The organism is Helicobacter cetorum MIT 00-7128 (genome assembly GCF_000259255.1).
Taxonomy (GTDB): Bacteria; Campylobacterota; Campylobacteria; order Campylobacterales; family Helicobacteraceae; genus Helicobacter; species Helicobacter cetorum_B.
In genome coordinates, this window is sequence record NC_017737.1 from 123,864 (window position 1) to 142,092 (window position 18,229).

Below are 18,229 nucleotides of genomic sequence, written 5' to 3' on the forward strand. Positions count from 1 at the left end.
CTCCTTAATCTTTGCTACTTGCTACCAACGGTTTTCTTCTTACCCTTGCGAGTTCTTGCGTTATTCTTGGTAGTTTGACCACGCACAGGAAGACCCTTACGATGTCTAATACCACGATAACTTCCCAAATCCATTAAAGATTTAATATCCATTTGGACTTTTTTACGCAAATCACCCTCTACCAAGTAACTTTGCTGGATTTTCTTGGCAATGCTAGAAACTTCATCTTCACTCAATTCATGCACACGCTTGTCAAAAGAAACGCCCACGGCCTCTAAAATTTCTCTTGAACTTTTTAGACCAATCCCATAAATATAGGTAAGCGCATACTCAACTCTCTTTTTCTTTGGTAAATCTACACCAGAAATCCTTGCCATGCTTTATCCTTGTCTTTGTTTATGTTTAGGGGTAACACAGATAACTCTGATAACGCCCCTTCTCTTAATAATCTTGCACTTATCGCACATCTTTTTTACTGATGGCCTGACTTTCATAATTTCGCTCCTTTGATATTAGGCACTACTAAAAACTTTTATAATATCATGTTTTCGTTAAAATAACTCTTAAGGCATTACTTATACCTAAAAGTTATTCGACCTTTGTCCAAACTATAGGGAGTAAGCTCTAACTTCACCCTATCACCTAAAGAAATCCTAATGTAATGCATGCGCATTTTTCCAGAAATCCTACACAGCACTACATGCTTATTGTCTAACTCTACCTTAAAGGTAGCATTAGGCAACGCCTCAATCACTTTCCCATCAACCTCTATAACATCATCTCTTGCCATTAATACTCCGTAAGAATTACTGCTTGATTGCCAACAATGGCGATAGTATGCTCATGATGGCTTGTATTGAGCCCATCTACTGAGATTACACTCCACTTGTCTTGTAAAATTTTAGGCTCGCCTTTTTGCTGACAGACCATAGGCTCCAAACAAAACACCATGCCCTCTTTAATTTTGGGACCACTACTAGGCTTGACACCTTTTTCCAAATAATTAGGAATTTCAGGTTCTTCATGGGGTTTTCTACCAATACCATGCCCACAAAAACCTTTCAAGGGAACAAAGCCACGCTCTATAATTGCTTTTTCTAGCACTTGGCTCAATTCCTTAAAATGCATGCCCACTTTAATAGAAGAAATAGCCTCTTCTAAAGTCTCCTTAGAACAAGCCAACAACGCCTTATCTTTAGAGCTTATATTGCCCACAGGAAGAGTAAGGGCTGAATCACCATAATAACCTTGAAATTCTACTCCCAAATCCAAACCTACAATGTCGCCCTCTTTTAAGGCATAATCTGTAGGAATGCCATGTATAACAACCTCATTGACTGAAATACACACCGTATTTGGAAAACCATATAGCCCTTTGAATGCAGGCTTAGCTCCAAGAGACAAGATAAAATCTTCTGCTATTTTATCTAGCTCTAAAAGCGTTATGCCTACACGCACATTTTCTTTGAGAAGTGCAAGGGTTCTACCCGTAAATTCACCCGCTTTTCTTAATGCTGAGATTTCCTTAGGGCTTTTAATAGAAATAGCCATGAGGCTAAAAACCTACCGCACTCAAAGTCTTATATTTACTCATATAGACTTGCGCCTCAATCTTTTTCATCGTATCAATCGCTACTTGAACGACAATCAATACTGCTGTCCCCCCAAAATAGAAAGGAACACCCATAGCCTTAACTAAAATCCAAGGCACAGTAGAGATTAATGCTAAGTAGAGTGAGCCCCATAAGGTAAGCTTACTTGCTACAGAATTTAAAAAAGATGAAGTTCCCTCTCCGGGTCTAAGTCCCGGAATATACCCTCCATTACGCCTCAAATTATCCGCAATATCTTTAGAATTAAAAACGATAGAGGAATAAAAATATGCAAAGAATATAATAAGTAAAAACATCAAAATATTATACGCATACCCTTGAGGACTTAAAAAATCTGCAATAGCTTGCAAGGTTTTATTAGAAGTAGCTTGTTGTAAAATAGTAGAGGGGAACACTAATAATGCTGAAGCAAAAATTGGTGGGATTACCCCGCTCAAATTTAGCTTAATAGGAATGTAATTCATAATGCGCTTATTTTGGTTTTGCATAACTACTTTACGAGCATAAGAAATAGGGATTCTTCTCTCAGCCAACTCTACATAAATAATAGAAAAAATAGTTGCTAAAACAATCAGCACAATACCAATCAACATTAAAACATTGATTACGCCCGTATTAACTAAATTAAATGTCCCAGAAATTGCTGAAGGAATACCAGAAACAATTCCTGCAAAGATAATAAGACTAATCCCATTGCCAACGCCTCGTTGCGTAATCTGCTCTCCTATCCACATAAGCAACATTGTTCCTGTAAGCATAGAAAAAGCTGCAATCACCATAAAAACTTGCATATCAATCATGATAGCACCATTAGCACCACCACTAATACTTCTTAGACCCACTGATACGCTTACTGCTTGTATAAGAGTGATAACAATCGTAGCATAGCGCACAATTTGCATGTATTTTTGCATACCATCACGCTCTTTCTTCATCTTGGCTAGATTAGGGAAAGTAGCGCTTAAAAGTTCCATAATAATAGAGGAAGTAATATAGGGCATAATTCCTAAAGAAATAATGCTTAAGCGAGAGACTGCATCCCCACTAAACATATTAAATAAGCCTAAGGCGTTATTTGAGTTATTATCAAAAAACGCTTTGATAGCGGCTAAATCCACGCCGGGAATAGGAATATACGCAAGAATTCTATAGAGAAATAAAAAACCTAAGGTAATGAAAATCTTACTTGCAATTGCTTTATTCATAATCCTAACCTACCCTTAATTTCTCTAATTTAATTAAGCCAAAGCTCACTAAGGCTTGAATTATTTTTATCATTACTTTTGCCCGCTTGTTTTAATTCTCTCATCTTTGATTTTAGAAGCTAGAGCTAAAGCACCTTTTCCAATCAACTTCACACCCTCAATATAGAGAGGAAAATGATGCAACGCACGCAAGCTTGAAAAAGTAATTTCTTCTAAATTCTTAATAGCCTCACATTTCTCTACATTAATAGCATAAATATGAGAGTCTTTAGTTCTAAAGCCTACTTTAGGAAGACGGCGCTGTAAAGGTTGCTGTCCGCCCTCAAAACCTCTCTTGGCTTTATAACCGGTTCTTGCTGTTTGACCTTTGCCACCTCTTGTAGCCGTCTTACCCATGCCACTTCCTTGACCACGACCAACACGCTTAATTTTTTTAACACTACCAACTGCTGGTTTTAAATTTTCTAGTCCCATTACAATCCTTTAATTATGCTTTAATCTTGGCTAAAGCGTCAAAAGTCGCACGCACAACATTGTAGGGATTATTTGAGCCTAAAGACTTGGTTAGAATATCCTTAATCCCTGCCAATTCAATAATGGGGCGTGTTGAACCACCAGCAATAACTCCTGTTCCTTCACTTGCAGGTTTCAATAAAATACGACTCGCATTGTATTTATGCTCAATATCGTGGGCGATGGTTGTTCCCTTGATAGTTACATGAATAAGGTTTTTAAAGGCATCATCTACAGCTTTTTTAATCGCATCAGGCACTTCTTTAGCTTTACCTAGACCAAAACCTACAAGCCCATTTTTATTGCCCACAACCACCAAAGCGTTAAAGCGAAATCTTCTACCACCTTTAACAACCTTAGTTACACGACCAATATTAACGACTACTTCTTGAAATTCTTCTCTATTAATCTCTTCCATACTTTTCCTTTCCATTATAGGACAATCCCATTCTCTCTCAAAGTCTCTGCAAATGTTGCAACTACACCATGATAGAGATAGCCATTCCTATCATAAACCACTTGCTCAACTCCTGCTTTCTTAAGTTGCTCTGCAAAGAGTGCTCCTAGTTTTTTGGCATCTTCTTGAGTGTTTTTTAGCCCTAATTTTCTGCCATCTATATGTGCTAGTGTGTGTTGCTTAACATCATCAATGGCTTGAGCATAAAAATAGCGATTTGAGCGAAACACACTCACTCTTGGTCTTAATGCATCGCCAAAGAGCTTGCTTTTAATTCTTAATTTTCTGCGCTCTCTTAAGGCTTTCTTTTTATATAATGCTTTCGCGTTCATAGCTCTACCTTACTTATTTTTTAGCCGTTTTACCAGCTTTTCTAATAATCACTTCATCGCTGTATTTCACGCCCTTACCTTTATATGGCTCTGGCGGTCTGAAACTTCTAATTTCTGCAGCAACTTGTCCTACTTTTTGCTTATCACTTCCTTTAATGGTGATAACATTCTTCTCTACAGCAATCTCAATTCCCTCTGGAATAGGATATTTAACCGGATGGCTAAAGCCTAAGCTTAAATCTAAAACCTTACCACTTAAAGCGACTTTATAGCCCACTCCATTTACTTCTAAAGATTTGCTAAAGCCAGTGCTCAAACCAATAACAATATTATTGGCCAAAGCACCATAAGTCCCCCAATACGCTCTTGATTGTGCGTCTTCGCCTACAGGTTGAAAACTTAATTGGTTGTTTTCAAGCACAATTTTTACTCTAGCATGAGTTTCTAATTCTTGCTTTTCTTTGCTATTTTTAAAAAGTAACTTGCTCCCCTCAACATTAACTTGAACAGAGCTAGGGATTTCAATGATTCTTTTTCCAATTCTTGACATCTTTTAATCCTTTACCAAATACTGCAAAGCACTTCGCCACCGACATTTTGTCTGTAGGCCTCTTCGTTAGTGATAACACCCTTAGAAGTGCTTACTACAATCACGCCATAACCATTCTTAAAGCGCTTTAATTCACTTTTTTGCTTATATACACGACGACCGGGCTTACTTAAGCGCTTTACTTCGCTAATTTTTGAATGCCCTTTTTCATCATAAGCCAACTGCACAAAAATAGATTGTTTCTTATCTTTATCTTTGATATTGTAATCTTTAATAAAACCTTTTTCTTTGAAGATTTCTAAAATAGAAACTACAATTTTGGCATAATAGAGCTGAGTAACTTCTAAGCGACGCATAGAAGCATTTCTCAAGCGAGTTAATGAATCTGCAATTACATCATTTACCATATTTTATTCCTTACCAACTAGCTTTTCTAAGACCTGGGATTAAACCCTCATTGCCCATTTTTCTAAGGCATACTCTACAAAGTCCAAAATCTCTATAAACAGAGTGAGGTCTGCCACAGATTCTGCATCTTGTGTAAGCTCTTACCCCAAATTTTGGTTTTCTCTGAGCCTTTGCTATCATTGATTTTTTAGCCATATCTTAATCCCTTATCTTACTTTTGCAAAAGGCAATCCAAGCAACTCTAACAACTTGAATGCTTCTTTATCGCTATCTGTGGAAGTTACCATAGTGATATTCATACCATGACTTACCATAATATCATCATAAACTACTTCTGGGAAAATCAACTGCTCATTGATACCAAAAGTATAATTCCCACGCCCATCAAAGCCATTTCTTGAAATACCTCTAAAGTCTTTCACTCTTGGCAAAGAAATAACGATGAGTTTTTCTAAGAAATTATACATGCGCTTATTTCTTAAAGTAACCTTTGCTCCTACAGCCATACCTTCTCTAATTTTAAAACCTGCAACAGATTTTTTTGCTTTAGTAATCACGGCTTTTTGACCCGCAATTAGAGAAATAGTTTGAGCGATATTTTGCATAATTTTCATATCTTTTGAATGCATACCAGCACCCACACTAATAACAATCTTCTCTAATCTAGGTAAAAGCATAGGGTTTGTAATCCCTAATTCTTGTGCAAGCTTTGCTCGCACTTCATCTTGATAAAATTGTTTCAAACCAAACATAACAAGAGCTCCTTATGCTTTCTTCACATTAGAAATATGCATGGGCTTTTCTTTTTGAATAAAGCCCCCCTTAGGGTTATCATCAGTGGGCTTAATTGCTTTTTTTACCACTTTGCACCCTTCTACAATCACTTCAGAAGTCTTAGGAAACACCGCTAAAACCTTAGCGACCTTTCCCTTATCGTCTCCTGCAATGACTTTAACCATGTCGTCTTTTTTAATCTTGCACTTCATTATAAAACCTCCGGAGCTAAAGAGATGATTTTCATAAAATTAGCATAACGCACTTCTCTGCTCACTGGTCCAAAAATCCTTGTGCCAATAGGGTCTTTTTTGGCATCTAAGATTACGGCTGCATTATCATCAAAGCGCACTAAAGAACCATTTTTTCTTTGAATTTCTTTTTTAGTTCTAACAATAACTGCTTTTACTACTTGACCACGCTTTACCTTACCATTGGGAATAGCTTTTTTTACAGAAGCTACAATCACGCTACCTACGCTCGCATAGCGCTTATGACTTCCTCCCAATACTTTAATACACATAATTTCCTTAGCACCACTATTGTCTGCTACGGTTAATCTTGTAAAACTTTGTATCATAACCTTACACTCCCACTACTAAAATTTCTTTAAGCGTAAAAGATTTGGTCTTAGAAATAGGTCTGCACTCAATCGCACTTACCACATCTCCTACTTTTACTTGATTGTCTTGGTCATGAATAGTATATTTCTTAAACTTCTTAACAATCTTGCGGTATTTTGCATGCACTACTTTCCTCTCTACAAGGATAACAGCGCTCTTATCAGCTGATTTGCTGATAACCTTGCCTTGCACTAGCCTCTTATGTGGCTCTTTAGTATTCATAACTTTTACCCTTTTTTAACTAAACATTTGAAGATTGATGCGCATTAATAGCGGTATTAATGCGAGCAATATTTCTTCTAGCTTTCTTAATCTCGTTAGGATTACTCAATTGCATAGCCTTTAATTTAATGCGTAACTCAAAAAGTTCCGCTTTCTTAGCATGCAACAACTCTTTTAACTCCCCAATACTCTTGTCTTTTAACTCAGTATATTTCATTTTCACTCTCGCTAGTTACAATTTTAGTTTTAAAAGGGAGCTTGCTTTGAGCCAATGCTAAAGCTTCTCTAGCTAAACCTTCTTCAATGCCTAACATTTCATAAACGATTCTTCCAGGCTTAATATTCATTACCCATTTTTCTACAGAACCCTTACCTTTACCCATTCTAGTTTCTAAAGGTTTTGCTGTTAAAGGCTTATCTGGGAATACTCTAATCCAAACCTTACCTGCTCTTTTAATGTGTCTAGTCATAGCCACCCTTGCAGATTCAATTTGTCTTGAGTCAATTCTTCCATGCTCTATAGCTTTAATCGCAATATCTCCAAACGCAATGGAATTGCCACGATAAGCTTTACCACGATTGCGTCCTTTCATTTGCTTTCTATATTTTGTTCTTTTTGGCATTAACATAATTATTGCCTCCCTCTTCTACTTCTTCTAGGCTCTCTTTCTTCTCTAGCTTCTTCTTTCTTTTCAAATTGGATGCCCTTTTGTAAAACTTCCCCTTTGAAAATCCATACTTTTACGCCAATAATTCCATATACAGTCATTGCCTCTGCAAAACCATAATCAATCTTAGCTCTTAAAGTATGCAATGGAACACGCCCTTCCATATACCATTCTGTGCGAGCAATTTCAGCGCCGGCTAGACGACCAGAAACACGCACTTTAACACCTTTGGCACCAGATTTTAATGCACCTTGCATAACCTTTTTCATTGCACGGCGGAAAGCCACTCTTTTTTCTAATTGAGTTGCTACATTTTCTGCTGCTAATTGAGCATTAGCTTGTGGGCGTTTAACTTCTTTGATATTGATAGAAACTTCTTTTTTGATAAGCTTTTTTAAGCCCTCTTTAACTTTCTCAATATCTACACCTTTTTTTCCAATGATAAGTCCCGGGCGAGCTGCAACAACTGTAACACGCAACTTCTTAGCTGCTCTTTCAATTACAATTTCACTCACACCTGCATAGTAAAGCTCTTTTTTAAGGAACTTTCTAATTTGATAATCCTCATCAATATTAGATGGAGCAGTGCGAGCGCTAGGAAACCATCTAGAAGTCCAATTCCTATTGATACCTAATCTCAAACCTATCGGATTAACTTTTTGTCCCATACGCTACTCACCTTTTACTTTTGTTTTTTTATTGCTCTTAGAAGACTGCACAGACTCTTTAGCCTCTGCTACAACCACCAACACATGCGAAGTAGGTTTTCTAATCGCTGTGGCTCTACCCTTAGCTCTTGGCATAGAGCGTCTAAGCACAGGACCTGCATCAACTCTACAAGAGATAATTACAGCATTCTTAGCGTCTAATCCTCCATTAGCTACTGCAGAAGCAATTACTTTTGAAAGCACTCTAGCAGCCTTATTGGGAGTAAACTCTAAACTAGCAATCGCTAACTCAGCATTCATACCTTGAATTTGTCTAGCAATCAATCTTGCCTTAGTAGGAGATAATCGCACAAATTTTAATAATGCTCTACTCATTCTATCCCCTTACTTACCAATCTTCTTTTGGACACTACCCTTGTGTCCTTTAAAGGTTCTAGTAGGAGCAAACTCTCCTAACTTATAACCTACATGGTTTTCAGTAACATATACAGGAACAAAAACTCTTCCATTATGCACATTGTAGGTAAAACCAATCATTTCAGGCAAAATGGTGCTTCTTCTTGACCATGTTTTAATAGGGCGATTATCTTTACCCTCTTTTGCCTTAAGCGTCTTCTTCATCAAGTGGTCGTCTATAAAAGGACCTTTCTTAATTGACCTAGCCATTCTTTAACCCTTTATTTATGTTTCTTTCTAGAAATAATAAGCTTATCACTAGCTTTCTTGCGTCTAGTTTTATAGCCCTTAGCTGGAATACCCCAAGGTGATACAGGATGACCGCTTGTTCCTGTTTTACCTTCACCACCACCATGTGGGTGATCTACTGGGTTCATCGCACTACCACGAGTTTGTGGGCGAATCCCTCTATGACGATTGCGTCCTGCTTTACCAATAGAGACATTGATAAAATCTTCATTCCCTACCACGCCAATAGTTGCCATGCACTCACTCAAAATGTAGCGCATTTCAGAACTTGGCATTCTAAGGATAGTATATTTACCCTCTCTACCCATAATTTGAGCGCTCATACCCGCACTTCTTGCTAACTGACCGCCAGCTCCGGGGTGCATTTCAATGTTATGAACCACCGTTCCAATAGGAATGCTTTTTAATTTCATGGCAAAACCTACTTTAACATCTAGACCGCCCTCAGCAGCAATAATGCTATCTCCCACTTTCAATCCACTTGGTTGTAAAATATAGCGCTTATCACCATCAGGATAAACCACCAAAGCAATGCGTGAATTTCTATAAGGGTCGTATTCAATCGCAGAAACTTTACCCTCAATATTATACTTATTGCGCTTGAAATCAATAATACGATAAAGCTTTTTAGCTCCACGCTCTTTATGACGGCTTGTAATGCGTCCATTATTGTTTCTACCTGCAGTCGCTTTGAGCTTAGTTAATAAGCCTCTAACGCTACTTTTTGCTGTGATGTCTTTAGAGTCCAACACAGACATAAAACGCCTACTTGGCGTATAGGGCTTATAAGTCTTAATAGCCATGCGCTTTCTCCTTTCTACTAAGCACCAAGGGCTGCAATACTAGCGCCCTCTGGAACTTTTACATAAAATTTCTTAAATGATTTTCTTTGCCCAAGCTTGCCTCTAAAACGCTTGACTTTACCCTCTTGTTTCAAAGAATTGATTTTAAGGGGTTCAAAACCAAAATAAGTTTTAAACACTTCTTTGAGCTGATTCTTAGTAACATTTTGTGCTGTTTGCACTACTAAAACACCCTTCTCTTGCAATCCTAATGATTTCTCGGTGTAAAGAATTGACTTGATATCCATGATGTCTGCCATTTTTTACTCCTCTGTCTTTTGCTTATCTTGCACAATATAATTGAAAGCTTCTTCTTCCATAACTACTGAACTAAATGCCGCTAGAAGATACGCATTTAATTCATATACATCAACGATAAGACATTTTTTAAGATTATTGAATGCCAACTCGGTGTATTCGTCCATATTCATGCATACAAATAAAGTATCTCTTTGCTTTAATGCAGAAAACATTTTATGCGCTTCTTTGGTTAAATGCTTTCTTTTTCCATCTTCAACAACGCCCTCTATGGCAATTTTTTCCGTAATAAAAAGCTTGTTAATTTTTGCTTTTTCTTCCAAAGCATATTCTAACGCTAAACGCTTTTGTTTTTTATTGATTTTAAGGTCGTAATTACGATTATTTGTAGCACCATGAGATACACCACCACCCACAAATACTGGAGAGGTGATACTTCCTGCTCTTGCTCTTCCGCCACCTTTTTGTGCCCAAGGCTTTCTACCACCCCCACTTACTTCAGAGCGATTCTTGCTCTTAGCAGTATTAGCACGCATAGATGACAAATAATGTTTTACATATAGATAGAGGTTATGACTATTGATTTCCTCATATCTTTTGGGTAATTCAACATTACCCTTTTCTTTCAAATGGCTGTCTAAAACGATGGCCTTACTCATTGATTAACCCCTTATTGTTGATTGCAAACACAACTTATAGCGCTCTAATGCGCCCATAAGCTCCAGAAAAACCGGCTACTGAGCCTTTAAGCACTAATACCATGCTTTCTTTGTCAAAAGAGATAACTTCATTTTGACCGGTTACTAGCTCATTACCATAATGACCTGCCATTTTCTTGCCCTTTTGCACACGACCTGGCCATTCTCTGTTACCAATAGAACCTAAACGACGATGGAATCGGCTACCATGCGCTGCAGGACCACCTTGGAAATTCCAACGCTTCATTGCACCCGCAAAACCTCTACCTTTTGTCTTAAAACTTGCTTTAACTTTTTTAAGTGTTTCTAAAACGCTTACATCTAAATCGCCAAGCTCTTGTTGATGAGAGGCTTTTAAAGTAGCAAAATGATTAAACTCTTTGCTGAGTTGGTATTTCTTTTGCTGACCTTCAATCGCCTTATTATATTTCTTATGCATAGCATAGGCAACAAGTGCTTTGCCATTCTCTAGCTGGCATACTTTAGCCTCTAAAACCTTAAGCAAAGTTACAGGAATGCTGTCAGCGCCAACGGTGCGACTCATACCTATCTTTTGAACTAAAAATTCCATGATTTAACCCTTATAATTTAATCTTAAATGGTCTTAAGCCCTATTTGGCTTCCATAGAAGTTACTTCTACATCTACTTCAGGGGCTAAATCCAACTTCATCAAGCTATCTACTGTTTCTGGTGTCGCTGAAACAATATCAATCAATCGGCTATACACCCTAATTTCAAACTGCTCTCTTGAATCCTTGTTAATGTGTGGAGAGCGTAAAACAGTGTAGCGCTTGTTTTTTGTAGGTAAAGGAATAGGCCCTCTAATTTCAGAACCAGAACGCTTTACTGCCTCCACAATCGCTACAACTGAGCGGTCCAACACCCTGTGGTCATAAGCTTTGAGCTTTAACCTGATTTTTTCCATATAAAACTCTCCTAAAGAACTCGTTTCGCCCACTCTAAGAATAGGACAAAACAATAAATTAAAAACTAAAATACTACTAAAATTGCGCTACTTAGTCAATAAATCTAACGCTTTTTAGGCACTTTTTGGAATATTTTACTTCCTTTTTATAAGGAAATAATAAAGAAAACATGGCATACTTTCACTTGTGAGTTAGACATTCTAAAAATAAAGATTGGGAGATATTATGCCTTTTTCTTGTTTAAAGCCCTTTGGCCCTTTTGAGACTTCTTCTAATGCCTTCTTGCAAAACCCCCTTTTAGATACAAGTAGCGATAGGATTTGTCTTTTAGGCGCACCACAAGTGGGTAAAAGCTCATTTGCTTTTGAAATGACTAAGCATTTTAAAAGTCCCATTTACATAGATTATAATGACATGCGTTTGAATAAAAGCTCTCTAAGCGCTTGGCTTTTAAAATGGCATTTAGAAAAGAAAATGGACTTGCTTATTTTGGATAATATTTCTCAATTAGATTTTAGCCTACCCAAAATCCCCAAAATTGTTCTAATTCCTAGCCTTCTAAGCCCTTTTAAAATCCCACAAGACTTTACCCCCTACTACACATTAGGACTGATTTTTAAAGAATATATAACCTCATTTAAACCAAATACTCCCAAAAACATGCTTTTTAATCGCTTTTTAAAAGAGGGCAATACACTAGATTTACGCTTTTTTGAAAGCCACAACGAGCGAGAAAAAACCCTACAAAAACAAAAAAATATTAAACTTGCTTTTCAAACTTATGCGCCCCTACTCTCTAAAATATGTATCCATCAATCGCATTTCACAACAGCCTTTTATCTCTATACGCAACTAAAAAAAGAGTTAAAAATCTCTAAAGATACCCTTTATAAATTCTTGCATATTTTAGAAGAAAAACGCCTTATTTTTTTAGTGCCAAATTTTGAAAACAATAAAACCAAGCTCTATTTATATGACTTTGCTCTCCCCTATCATTTAACTTCTAATCCCTCACTTTTAAGCGTATTTGAAAACATGGTTTTTTTGGAGCTTTATAAGCAATTCCCTTATTATCAAATTCGCACTAAAGATAATGGTCTTTTTATTTTGCTTGAAAATTCAGTGCCAAAATTGGCTCTTATAGCGCATGTTTTCCCTACTCCAGCCTTTCTTAATAAACAACTTTTATGGTGTGAAAAACATGCTTTAAAAACCCTTATTGTATCTATCAATGGGGATTCTAAAAGCGATAATCAAATATTCTCTAAAGCTTATAAGCATATGAGTTTTATAGAATTTTCTTTAAATATTAAATCAATTTTAGTATAATCTAAATACTTAAATACTTAAATACTTAAATACTTAAATACTTAAATACTTAAATACTTAAATACTTAAATACTTAAATACTTAAATACTTAATTATAGTTTTTTACAATTCATTAAACTATGAAACATATAATTCACATCACTTCTACTTTTGGTTGTGCCAACAACTTATAAAGTAGAAATATTTTATTATTACAAGGAAATTTTATGAAAAATTTCAAGGCTTTGAGTTTATGCGCTCTTTTGAGTTTAGGGTTTTTTAGTTCAGTTGCTTACGCAGAAAAGTTGCAAGATGTTGCAAGCTATCCTAATTGGGTGAAAGCCAATCTTTTTGCTCAAGACAATCCGCTTAATCAATACATCGGTTCTGCTTCAATTTCAGATAAGCACCAATTCTTGTATTCTGAATACATTCATTATGAAGACAAACTTTCACCAGAAAAGAATGCTGAGAAAATTGCCCTTTTAAGAGCTAGAATGAATGCTTATAGCACCTTAGAATCTCTTTTTCTTGCTAAAAAGGCTCGTGAGCGTCTCTACAAAGCTCTTAAAAAAGAAAATATCAATGCGATTTTTACAATCATTGATTTTTTAGTGTCTAAATCTGTTGCGATTGAGACTTTTGTTGATAAGAAAGAAAATCGTGTGTATGTGATGACTCAATTCCCTCATATTGAGCCTAGCGACTTAGTCAATTACTTTTCTTCAAGAGGTATAAAAATCTCTAAAGAAACCGCTGGTAGTTTGAGTGTAATTTTAGAAAGCTTACTCTTACTCTCATAAAAATTTTGAGCTTAGAAAGGGGAGGCTAAGCTCTCAAAATAAAGTTTTTTGAGAAATTTTGTAAAGATGAAACTTTTATTACTCATCAAAGGCTATTACATATCTCTATCATCTCTATATCTCTTTTTATTGAGCCTTAATCTTATAATAGTCCCTTGTTTAAAGGTTTCAGTAGGTAATAGAGATGATAAATAACATGGTTTTTAATAAACATGAAATAAAATTTTACACCATTTATTTATTTATTTATTTATTTATTTCATGTTTGCTTAAGACAATTAGCTATAAACTCCAAAAAGCCTATTTTATGGTCGTTTGAAAATAACCTTTCATTATTTTCTAACAAAATTAAAATAGGAATGATTTTAAATATATTTTAAAGGAATTTAACATGAAAATCTTCAAAACCTTAAGCTTATACGCCCTTTTAAGTCTAGGTATTTTTAGCTCACTTGCTTACGCAGAAAAGTTGCAAGACATTGCCAACTATCCTAATTGGCTTAAACTTAATTTCTTTGAACTAGATAACCCTCGCAACCAATATGTGGGTTCAGCCTCAATCAATAGCGGGAAACAAGACTTTTATTTTAACTATATCCCCTATGATGAAAAATTGCCCCCAATAAAAAATGCCGAAAAAATCGCTTTCTTAAGAGCCAAGTTAAACGCCTATAGTGCTTTAGAATCCATTCTAATTACTAAAAAAATGCGAGAACGCCTCTATGAAACCCTCCAAACTCAAAATAAAAATATCAATAGCTTGTTTAAAATCGTTGATTTCTTAGTGTCTAAATCCATTCTGGCCAAACAATATGCAGATACTACCAACCATCGCTTATATGTTATGGTGCAATTCCCCTTTATTGACCCTAAAGAGCTTAGCGCCTATTTCAAAAAGCAAAATGCCGAGCTTTCTTTAGAGAATGCTAAAGCTATAAGCGCTATACTCAATAAGACCTTATTTAGTAATCCAACCTCTTTTAGGCTTAAAACAAGGAATGGTGTTTTTTAATCACAAAACTACGCCGATGAAAGGGCGTAGCTCCTAATGTAGTTAATGCCTCTATGTGTGCCTTAGTCCCATAACCACAATTTTTATCCCAGCCGTATTGTGGATACAACGCATGCAAATCTAGCATTTCTTTATCTTTTGAAGTCTTAGCTAGAATGGATGCCATAGAAATTTGAGTAACCTTATCATCGCCTTTAATAATTGTTTGTAAGTTAGGATACTTTTGATTGAAACCAAACGCTGTATTGCCGTCCATATAAATCTCTTTAGCATAAAGGCTTAGATTTTCTAAGATTTCTTGCATAGCAAGTTTCAAGCACGCCCCTAAACCCCAACTATCAATTTCATCCGCACTTTTTGTAGCGATATGAAATTTCACACTATCGCACGATTTGATTTTGTCTTCTAAAAGAAAGCGTTTCTTTTGAGTGAGTTTCTTGCTGTCTTTAACACCCATTTTTAAAAATTCTAAGGCTATCTCTTCTTTACACACCACCCCAGCTACAAAGAGCGAACCGGCTAAACACCCCCTACCCGCCTCATCAATGCCTAAGGTCATTTAACTATCCTATTTTACATACAAAAGAGTGCCGAAAGTTTTTAAAATATCACGCTCTAGCTGTTTATGACTATTACCATCGCTAGGCGTGCAAGAAAAAGTTAAGCGATGTTTTCCACACCTTAAGCTTGCATGCTTTTTATTCCTAGTCGTTTTTAAACCAAGGAGTTTGCCATACTTTTTGATAATTTTATTAACTTCTTTATGGTTACTTACTCTTTTCACTATTCTTTCTCCTTTGCTTTTTCTTATTTAAACAATTTTTATTTCATAACAAAGTCTAAAACCCCAATTTTAGTTGGTTATCAAAGCCTATTAAAAAAGCAACATTTTAATGAGTTAAATTAAGCCATAATTAAGAGCGTGCAAAACCTTAAAATTATCAATTCTCCACGCCCCTTATGTTAGAATCCTAGCTTTTTCATATTGTTCCTAACAACTAGCAAGCTACCTAAAACTTAATACCATTAAAAATACACATTTAACTTACCCTATCCTACAAAGGACTACCCTTAAGCATTTCAAGAAACCTTGCTAGTTCCTTTTGAAAATTTTTCACGCTTTTCCTATCACTTGGCGATGAAGGAATAGGAAAAGAGTGTATTCCATTAGTGAGCTTTGCATGCTTGCCTCCCATATCCAAATACAATCCTAAGCTTTTATTATTATTTAATACTTCCCTCAAAAGCTCACGAATTTCTTTAGACTTAGTGGCTTGATTAAGTAGCATTTTTTTCTCTCCTATGCTAAAAACCTTTTTAAAAATCAACTTTTAAAATATTCTCTTTAAAACATTTTAAAATTTTTCTTAGCTCTTCTTTGGAACTTTTTCCCACATACTTTATAAAACGCTCATCATCTAAAGTCCTAATTTGAGACACATTGACATGCCCTTCTATCCCTTTAACTTGACATGCAAAAATATTTTGTTCTTTTTTGGGGCTTGTGCTCATAAAAAATCCTATGTAGGTTTTTGATTTTTCATTATAGGTGTTACAAGAGATAATATAAAAAGGGCGTGAGCCTCTTTGCTCATGCCCCTTGCAATTAGAATTTCCAAGTTCAACCATCCAAATTTGACCTTGCTCTTTTGGAAATTTTTCTTGTATTGTATGCACTAGTTACGCCTTAGGTCCTATCATTTTTTCAGGCACCACAAATTTATCAAAGTCAGTAGCACTCAATAGATTTAACTCCACAGCGCTTTCTTTTAAAGAAATGCCTTTTTTATGGGCGTTTTTAGCAATTTTGGCGGCGTTTTCATAGCCCACATGCGGATTGAGAGCGGTTACTAACATTAAAGAATGGTGCAAGTAATAATCTATCTTTTCCCTATTAGGCTCAATGCCGCTCGCACAATGGGCATTAAAACTCTCCATACTATCTGCTAATAGCCTTAAACTCTGTAAGAAATTATAAATAATCACAGGCTTAAAAACATTCAACTCAAAATTACCTTGACTTGCAGCAATACCAATGGCGGTATCATTACCCATAACTTGCACGGCTACCATAGTTATGGCTTCACATTGTGTAGGATTAACTTTTCCGGGCATTATAGAGCTACCGGGCTCATTTTCAGGGATATTCAATTCGCCCAAACCACAGCGTGGTCCGCTAGCAAGCCATCTAATATCATTAGCGATTTTCATTAAATTTGCAGCTAGGGCTTTAAAAGCCCCATGGGCATAAGTGAGTGCGTCATGGCTAGTGAGTGCGTGGAATTTATTAGGGGCTGAGATGAATCTCACGCCACTAAATTGCGTCAATTCTTCAGCCACTTTTTCACTCAATTCTGGGTGTGCGTTTAGCCCCGTGCCTACCGCTGTGCCACCTATGGCTAATTCTCTTAAATGCTCCAAACTCTCTAAAATCTGGGCTTTATTATGCTCTAGCATGCTCACATAACCGCTAAATTCTTGCCCCAAAGTCAAAGGTGTAGCGTCTTGTAAATGCGTGCGTCCGATTTTAACAATCTCTTTAAATTTCTCGCTCTTTTCTTTGAAAGTTTTTAATAGATTCTCTAAACTAGGAAGTAATTTATGCGTGATTTCTAGCACGCTCACAATATGCATAGCGGTAGGAAAAGTGTCGTTTGAGCTTTGAGACATGTTCACATCATCATTAGGGTGGATGAGTTTCTTCTCTCTAAAATTACCCCCTAAAATCTCGGTGGCTTTATTAGCTATCACTTCATTTAAATTCATATTAGTTTGTGTACCAGAACCCGTTTGCCAAATAGCTAAAGGGAATTCGCCACACAACTCACCTTTTAAAATGCTATCGCACGCTTTAACAATGGCTTGTGATTTTTCTTCACTCAATTTTCCTAGCTTATGATTGACAATGGCTAGACTTCTTTTAAGCTTTGCAAACGCTCCAATTAATTCTTTTGGCATTTTCTCTGTGCCGATTTTAAAATTTTCAAAACTTCTTTGTGTTTGAGCCCCCCAATATTTGCTGTCATCTACTTTAACTTCGCCCATAGTGTCATGTTCAATTCTAAATTGCATGCTAATCCTTTAAAATTTAAATTTAAAAACCATAACAAGATAGCATAAACTCTTATACTAACCTACAACTGACCTTATAAAAATCAAAAACCTAGCCCATTATTTCCACAATTTTTACACAAAAGACCATTAGAATGGCTCGCATAAGCAAGGGTATCCTTGTAATCTTAATTGGAAAGGTGTCATTATGAAAAAATTGGCAACACTAGTTTTAGCAAGCTTGTTAAGCGTTACAGGTTTGAGCGCATGGGAGCAAACTCTCAAGGCTAATGATTTGGAAGTCAAAATCAAGTCTGTAGGTAATCCTACTAAAGGCGAAAACACTTTTGTGCTTAATCCTACTCTAAATGGCAAGGCATTAGAAAAAGCTCAAGTTCGTGTGCAATTTTTAATGCCTGAAATGCCCGGTATGCCAGCGATGAAAGAAATGACTAAAGTAAGCGAAAAAGATGGTGCTTATGAGGCTAAAGCAAACTTATCTATGAGTGGGACATGGCAAGTGAGAGTAGATATTAAGTCTAAAGAGGGTAAAACTTATCGCACTAAAACAAGTGTAGATTTATAAGGGTT

The 18,229-nt window shown here is 36.2% G+C and carries 34 protein-coding genes; 4 read left to right on the forward strand and 30 right to left on the reverse strand.

Going from position 1 to position 18,229, the window contains the following annotated elements:
• Positions 1-14: 14 nt before the first annotated feature.
• From rpsM to rpsJ, 25 genes are all read right to left on the reverse strand, one after another.
• Positions 15-377 carry a 30S ribosomal protein S13 gene (rpsM, locus tag HCW_RS00620; protein ID WP_014660295.1) on the reverse strand — a complete coding sequence of 121 codons (363 nt, stop codon included), beginning with the start codon at positions 375-377 and terminating at the stop codon, positions 15-17.
• A gap of 3 nt (positions 378-380) precedes the next feature.
• Positions 381-494 (reverse strand): 50S ribosomal protein L36, encoded by a 114-nt coding sequence (gene rpmJ, locus HCW_RS00625; protein WP_014660296.1) that lies wholly within the window; start codon positions 492-494, stop codon positions 381-383.
• A 77-nt stretch (positions 495-571) separates the two neighbouring features.
• On the reverse strand, positions 572-790 hold the full coding sequence (infA, locus tag HCW_RS00630; protein ID WP_014659316.1) for a translation initiation factor IF-1: 219 nt from the start codon (positions 788-790) through the stop codon (positions 572-574).
• Entirely contained in the window at positions 790-1,551 is a 762-nt protein-coding gene (gene map, locus HCW_RS00635; protein ID WP_014660297.1) for a type I methionyl aminopeptidase, read from the reverse strand. The genes infA and map overlap by 1 nt, the downstream gene beginning before the upstream one ends.
• 4 nt (positions 1,552-1,555) lie before the next feature.
• Positions 1,556-2,818 carry a preprotein translocase subunit SecY gene (gene secY, locus HCW_RS00640; RefSeq protein WP_014660298.1) on the reverse strand — a complete coding sequence of 421 codons (1,263 nt, stop codon included), beginning with the start codon at positions 2,816-2,818 and terminating at the stop codon, positions 1,556-1,558.
• Between the two features lie 72 nt (positions 2,819-2,890).
• Positions 2,891-3,292: a 50S ribosomal protein L15 gene (gene rplO, locus HCW_RS00645; RefSeq protein WP_014660299.1), complete on the reverse strand. Its 402-nt coding sequence runs from the start codon at positions 3,290-3,292 to the stop codon at positions 2,891-2,893.
• Between the two features lie 13 nt (positions 3,293-3,305).
• Positions 3,306-3,749 (reverse strand): 30S ribosomal protein S5, encoded by a 444-nt coding sequence (rpsE, locus tag HCW_RS00650; RefSeq protein ID WP_014659320.1) that lies wholly within the window; start codon positions 3,747-3,749, stop codon positions 3,306-3,308.
• A 14-nt stretch (positions 3,750-3,763) separates the two neighbouring features.
• Positions 3,764-4,120: a 50S ribosomal protein L18 gene (rplR, locus tag HCW_RS00655; protein WP_014660300.1), complete on the reverse strand. Its 357-nt coding sequence runs from the start codon at positions 4,118-4,120 to the stop codon at positions 3,764-3,766.
• A gap of 13 nt (positions 4,121-4,133) precedes the next feature.
• Entirely contained in the window at positions 4,134-4,670 is a 537-nt protein-coding gene (gene rplF, locus HCW_RS00660; protein ID WP_014660301.1) for a 50S ribosomal protein L6, read from the reverse strand.
• A gap of 11 nt (positions 4,671-4,681) precedes the next feature.
• A complete protein-coding gene (gene rpsH / locus HCW_RS00665) occupies positions 4,682-5,077 on the reverse strand; it encodes a 30S ribosomal protein S8 (protein ID WP_014660302.1) in 396 nt (131 codons plus the stop codon).
• Positions 5,078-5,087: 10 nt separating this feature from the next.
• Entirely contained in the window at positions 5,088-5,273 is a 186-nt protein-coding gene (locus HCW_RS00670; protein WP_014660303.1) for a type Z 30S ribosomal protein S14, read from the reverse strand.
• 11 nt (positions 5,274-5,284) lie between these two features.
• Positions 5,285-5,830 (reverse strand): 50S ribosomal protein L5, encoded by a 546-nt coding sequence (rplE, locus tag HCW_RS00675; protein WP_014660304.1) that lies wholly within the window; start codon positions 5,828-5,830, stop codon positions 5,285-5,287.
• Between the two features lie 12 nt (positions 5,831-5,842).
• Entirely contained in the window at positions 5,843-6,064 is a 222-nt protein-coding gene (rplX, locus tag HCW_RS00680; RefSeq protein WP_014660305.1) for a 50S ribosomal protein L24, read from the reverse strand.
• A complete protein-coding gene (rplN, locus tag HCW_RS00685; protein ID WP_014660306.1) occupies positions 6,064-6,432 on the reverse strand; it encodes a 50S ribosomal protein L14 in 369 nt (122 codons plus the stop codon). The genes rplX and rplN overlap by 1 nt, the downstream gene beginning before the upstream one ends.
• Before the next feature lie 4 nt (positions 6,433-6,436).
• On the reverse strand, positions 6,437-6,697 hold the full coding sequence (gene rpsQ, locus HCW_RS00690; RefSeq protein ID WP_014660307.1) for a 30S ribosomal protein S17: 261 nt from the start codon (positions 6,695-6,697) through the stop codon (positions 6,437-6,439).
• Positions 6,698-6,716: 19 nt separating this feature from the next.
• A complete protein-coding gene (rpmC, locus tag HCW_RS00695; protein ID WP_014660308.1) occupies positions 6,717-6,914 on the reverse strand; it encodes a 50S ribosomal protein L29 in 198 nt (65 codons plus the stop codon).
• Entirely contained in the window at positions 6,901-7,326 is a 426-nt protein-coding gene (rplP, locus tag HCW_RS00700; RefSeq protein WP_014660309.1) for a 50S ribosomal protein L16, read from the reverse strand. Before rplP ends, rpmC begins: the two co-directional genes overlap by 14 nt.
• 2 nt (positions 7,327-7,328) lie before the next feature.
• Positions 7,329-8,033 carry a 30S ribosomal protein S3 gene (gene rpsC, locus HCW_RS00705; RefSeq protein WP_014660310.1) on the reverse strand — a complete coding sequence of 235 codons (705 nt, stop codon included), beginning with the start codon at positions 8,031-8,033 and terminating at the stop codon, positions 7,329-7,331.
• Positions 8,034-8,036: 3 nt separating this feature from the next.
• Complete coding sequence (gene rplV / locus HCW_RS00710) at positions 8,037-8,408, reverse strand: 50S ribosomal protein L22 (RefSeq protein ID WP_014660311.1); 372 nt, start codon at positions 8,406-8,408, stop codon at positions 8,037-8,039.
• A 9-nt stretch (positions 8,409-8,417) separates the two neighbouring features.
• Positions 8,418-8,699 carry a 30S ribosomal protein S19 gene (gene rpsS / locus HCW_RS00715; protein ID WP_014660312.1) on the reverse strand — a complete coding sequence of 94 codons (282 nt, stop codon included), beginning with the start codon at positions 8,697-8,699 and terminating at the stop codon, positions 8,418-8,420.
• An 11-nt stretch (positions 8,700-8,710) separates the two neighbouring features.
• Positions 8,711-9,541 carry a 50S ribosomal protein L2 gene (gene rplB / locus HCW_RS00720; RefSeq protein ID WP_014660313.1) on the reverse strand — a complete coding sequence of 277 codons (831 nt, stop codon included), beginning with the start codon at positions 9,539-9,541 and terminating at the stop codon, positions 8,711-8,713.
• A 17-nt stretch (positions 9,542-9,558) separates the two neighbouring features.
• Positions 9,559-9,840, reverse strand: coding sequence for a 50S ribosomal protein L23 (locus HCW_RS00725; RefSeq protein ID WP_000763613.1), 282 nt, complete (start codon positions 9,838-9,840; stop codon positions 9,559-9,561).
• A gap of 3 nt (positions 9,841-9,843) precedes the next feature.
• Positions 9,844-10,497 (reverse strand): 50S ribosomal protein L4, encoded by a 654-nt coding sequence (gene rplD / locus HCW_RS00730; RefSeq protein ID WP_014660314.1) that lies wholly within the window; start codon positions 10,495-10,497, stop codon positions 9,844-9,846.
• A 34-nt stretch (positions 10,498-10,531) separates the two neighbouring features.
• The gene (gene rplC, locus HCW_RS00735; RefSeq protein ID WP_014660315.1) at positions 10,532-11,107 is read right to left on the reverse strand and encodes a 50S ribosomal protein L3; all 576 of its coding nucleotides are present in this window, start codon (positions 11,105-11,107) and stop codon (positions 10,532-10,534) included.
• 40 nt (positions 11,108-11,147) lie between these two features.
• Positions 11,148-11,462 carry a 30S ribosomal protein S10 gene (gene rpsJ, locus HCW_RS00740; RefSeq protein ID WP_014660316.1) on the reverse strand — a complete coding sequence of 105 codons (315 nt, stop codon included), beginning with the start codon at positions 11,460-11,462 and terminating at the stop codon, positions 11,148-11,150.
• A 226-nt stretch (positions 11,463-11,688) separates the two neighbouring features.
• On the opposite strand from rpsJ, the gene HCW_RS00745 reads away from it, so the two are divergent.
• The 3 genes from HCW_RS00745 to HCW_RS00755 all read left to right on the forward strand — a co-directional run bounded on the left by HCW_RS00745 (position 11,689) and on the right by HCW_RS00755 (position 14,587).
• Positions 11,689-12,792 carry an ATP-binding protein gene (locus HCW_RS00745; protein WP_014660317.1) on the forward strand — a complete coding sequence of 368 codons (1,104 nt, stop codon included), beginning with the start codon at positions 11,689-11,691 and terminating at the stop codon, positions 12,790-12,792.
• Positions 12,793-12,999: 207 nt separating this feature from the next.
• A complete protein-coding gene (locus HCW_RS00750) occupies positions 13,000-13,575 on the forward strand; it encodes a hypothetical protein (RefSeq protein WP_014660318.1) in 576 nt (191 codons plus the stop codon).
• A gap of 391 nt (positions 13,576-13,966) precedes the next feature.
• The gene (locus HCW_RS00755) at positions 13,967-14,587 is read left to right on the forward strand and encodes a flagellar biosynthesis repressor FlbT (RefSeq protein WP_014660319.1); all 621 of its coding nucleotides are present in this window, start codon (positions 13,967-13,969) and stop codon (positions 14,585-14,587) included.
• Here HCW_RS00755 and HCW_RS00760 read toward each other — a convergent pair.
• The 5 genes from HCW_RS00760 to fumC form a co-directional block, all read right to left on the reverse strand.
• Entirely contained in the window at positions 14,562-15,146 is a 585-nt protein-coding gene (locus tag HCW_RS00760; protein WP_014660320.1) for a ribonuclease HII, read from the reverse strand. The two genes, HCW_RS00755 and HCW_RS00760, sit on opposite strands and share 26 nt — an antisense overlap.
• Positions 15,147-15,155: 9 nt before the next feature.
• Positions 15,156-15,371, reverse strand: a complete 216-nt coding sequence (locus HCW_RS00765; RefSeq protein ID WP_014660321.1) for a hypothetical protein — start codon at positions 15,369-15,371, stop codon at positions 15,156-15,158.
• A gap of 271 nt (positions 15,372-15,642) precedes the next feature.
• The gene (locus HCW_RS00770; protein WP_043902712.1) at positions 15,643-15,876 is read right to left on the reverse strand and encodes a hypothetical protein; all 234 of its coding nucleotides are present in this window, start codon (positions 15,874-15,876) and stop codon (positions 15,643-15,645) included.
• A 28-nt stretch (positions 15,877-15,904) separates the two neighbouring features.
• A complete protein-coding gene (locus HCW_RS00775; RefSeq protein ID WP_014660323.1) occupies positions 15,905-16,264 on the reverse strand; it encodes a type II toxin-antitoxin system PemK/MazF family toxin in 360 nt (119 codons plus the stop codon).
• A gap of 3 nt (positions 16,265-16,267) precedes the next feature.
• Complete coding sequence (gene fumC, locus HCW_RS00780; protein WP_014660324.1) at positions 16,268-17,659, reverse strand: class II fumarate hydratase; 1,392 nt, start codon at positions 17,657-17,659, stop codon at positions 16,268-16,270.
• A 187-nt stretch (positions 17,660-17,846) separates the two neighbouring features.
• On the opposite strand from fumC, the gene crdA reads away from it, so the two are divergent.
• Positions 17,847-18,224 carry a copper resistance determinant CrdA gene (gene crdA, locus HCW_RS00785; protein WP_014660325.1) on the forward strand — a complete coding sequence of 126 codons (378 nt, stop codon included), beginning with the start codon at positions 17,847-17,849 and terminating at the stop codon, positions 18,222-18,224.
• Positions 18,225-18,229: the final 5 nt, after the last annotated feature.

What these genes read in the sequence shown, in the direction of transcription:
- rpsM (WP_014660295.1), bottom strand. Translation starts at nt 377, where the DNA reads ATGGCAAGGATTTCTGGTGTAGATTTACCAAAGAAAAAGAGAGTTGAG.
- rpmJ (WP_014660296.1), bottom strand. Translation starts at nt 494, where the DNA reads ATGAAAGTCAGGCCATCAGTAAAAAAGATGTGCGATAAGTGCAAGATT.
- infA (WP_014659316.1), bottom strand. Translation starts at nt 790, where the DNA reads ATGGCAAGAGATGATGTTATAGAGGTTGATGGGAAAGTGATTGAGGCG.
- map (WP_014660297.1), bottom strand. Translation starts at nt 1,551, where the DNA reads ATGGCTATTTCTATTAAAAGCCCTAAGGAAATCTCAGCATTAAGAAAA.
- secY (WP_014660298.1), bottom strand. Translation starts at nt 2,818, where the DNA reads ATGAATAAAGCAATTGCAAGTAAGATTTTCATTACCTTAGGTTTTTTA.
- rplO (WP_014660299.1), bottom strand. Translation starts at nt 3,292, where the DNA reads ATGGGACTAGAAAATTTAAAACCAGCAGTTGGTAGTGTTAAAAAAATT.
- rpsE (WP_014659320.1), bottom strand. Translation starts at nt 3,749, where the DNA reads ATGGAAGAGATTAATAGAGAAGAATTTCAAGAAGTAGTCGTTAATATT.
- rplR (WP_014660300.1), bottom strand. Translation starts at nt 4,120, where the DNA reads ATGAACGCGAAAGCATTATATAAAAAGAAAGCCTTAAGAGAGCGCAGA.
- rplF (WP_014660301.1), bottom strand. Translation starts at nt 4,670, where the DNA reads ATGTCAAGAATTGGAAAAAGAATCATTGAAATCCCTAGCTCTGTTCAA.
- rpsH (WP_014660302.1), bottom strand. Translation starts at nt 5,077, where the DNA reads ATGGTAAATGATGTAATTGCAGATTCATTAACTCGCTTGAGAAATGCT.
- HCW_RS00670 (WP_014660303.1), bottom strand. Translation starts at nt 5,273, where the DNA reads ATGGCTAAAAAATCAATGATAGCAAAGGCTCAGAGAAAACCAAAATTT.
- rplE (WP_014660304.1), bottom strand. Translation starts at nt 5,830, where the DNA reads ATGTTTGGTTTGAAACAATTTTATCAAGATGAAGTGCGAGCAAAGCTT.
- rplX (WP_014660305.1), bottom strand. Translation starts at nt 6,064, where the DNA reads ATGAAGTGCAAGATTAAAAAAGACGACATGGTTAAAGTCATTGCAGGA.
- rplN (WP_014660306.1), bottom strand. Translation starts at nt 6,432, where the DNA reads ATGATACAAAGTTTTACAAGATTAACCGTAGCAGACAATAGTGGTGCT.
- rpsQ (WP_014660307.1), bottom strand. Translation starts at nt 6,697, where the DNA reads ATGAATACTAAAGAGCCACATAAGAGGCTAGTGCAAGGCAAGGTTATC.
- rpmC (WP_014660308.1), bottom strand. Translation starts at nt 6,914, where the DNA reads ATGAAATATACTGAGTTAAAAGACAAGAGTATTGGGGAGTTAAAAGAG.
- rplP (WP_014660309.1), bottom strand. Translation starts at nt 7,326, where the DNA reads ATGTTAATGCCAAAAAGAACAAAATATAGAAAGCAAATGAAAGGACGC.
- rpsC (WP_014660310.1), bottom strand. Translation starts at nt 8,033, where the DNA reads ATGGGACAAAAAGTTAATCCGATAGGTTTGAGATTAGGTATCAATAGG.
- rplV (WP_014660311.1), bottom strand. Translation starts at nt 8,408, where the DNA reads ATGAGTAGAGCATTATTAAAATTTGTGCGATTATCTCCTACTAAGGCA.
- rpsS (WP_014660312.1), bottom strand. Translation starts at nt 8,699, where the DNA reads ATGGCTAGGTCAATTAAGAAAGGTCCTTTTATAGACGACCACTTGATG.
- rplB (WP_014660313.1), bottom strand. Translation starts at nt 9,541, where the DNA reads ATGGCTATTAAGACTTATAAGCCCTATACGCCAAGTAGGCGTTTTATG.
- HCW_RS00725 (WP_000763613.1), bottom strand. Translation starts at nt 9,840, where the DNA reads ATGGCAGACATCATGGATATCAAGTCAATTCTTTACACCGAGAAATCA.
- rplD (WP_014660314.1), bottom strand. Translation starts at nt 10,497, where the DNA reads ATGAGTAAGGCCATCGTTTTAGACAGCCATTTGAAAGAAAAGGGTAAT.
- rplC (WP_014660315.1), bottom strand. Translation starts at nt 11,107, where the DNA reads ATGGAATTTTTAGTTCAAAAGATAGGTATGAGTCGCACCGTTGGCGCT.
- rpsJ (WP_014660316.1), bottom strand. Translation starts at nt 11,462, where the DNA reads ATGGAAAAAATCAGGTTAAAGCTCAAAGCTTATGACCACAGGGTGTTG.
- HCW_RS00745 (WP_014660317.1), top strand. Translation starts at nt 11,689, where the DNA reads ATGCCTTTTTCTTGTTTAAAGCCCTTTGGCCCTTTTGAGACTTCTTCT.
- HCW_RS00750 (WP_014660318.1), top strand. Translation starts at nt 13,000, where the DNA reads ATGAAAAATTTCAAGGCTTTGAGTTTATGCGCTCTTTTGAGTTTAGGG.
- HCW_RS00755 (WP_014660319.1), top strand. Translation starts at nt 13,967, where the DNA reads ATGAAAATCTTCAAAACCTTAAGCTTATACGCCCTTTTAAGTCTAGGT.
- HCW_RS00760 (WP_014660320.1), bottom strand. Translation starts at nt 15,146, where the DNA reads ATGACCTTAGGCATTGATGAGGCGGGTAGGGGGTGTTTAGCCGGTTCG.
- HCW_RS00770 (WP_043902712.1), bottom strand. Translation starts at nt 15,876, where the DNA reads ATGCTACTTAATCAAGCCACTAAGTCTAAAGAAATTCGTGAGCTTTTG.
- fumC (WP_014660324.1), bottom strand. Translation starts at nt 17,659, where the DNA reads ATGCAATTTAGAATTGAACATGACACTATGGGCGAAGTTAAAGTAGAT.
- crdA (WP_014660325.1), top strand. Translation starts at nt 17,847, where the DNA reads ATGAAAAAATTGGCAACACTAGTTTTAGCAAGCTTGTTAAGCGTTACA.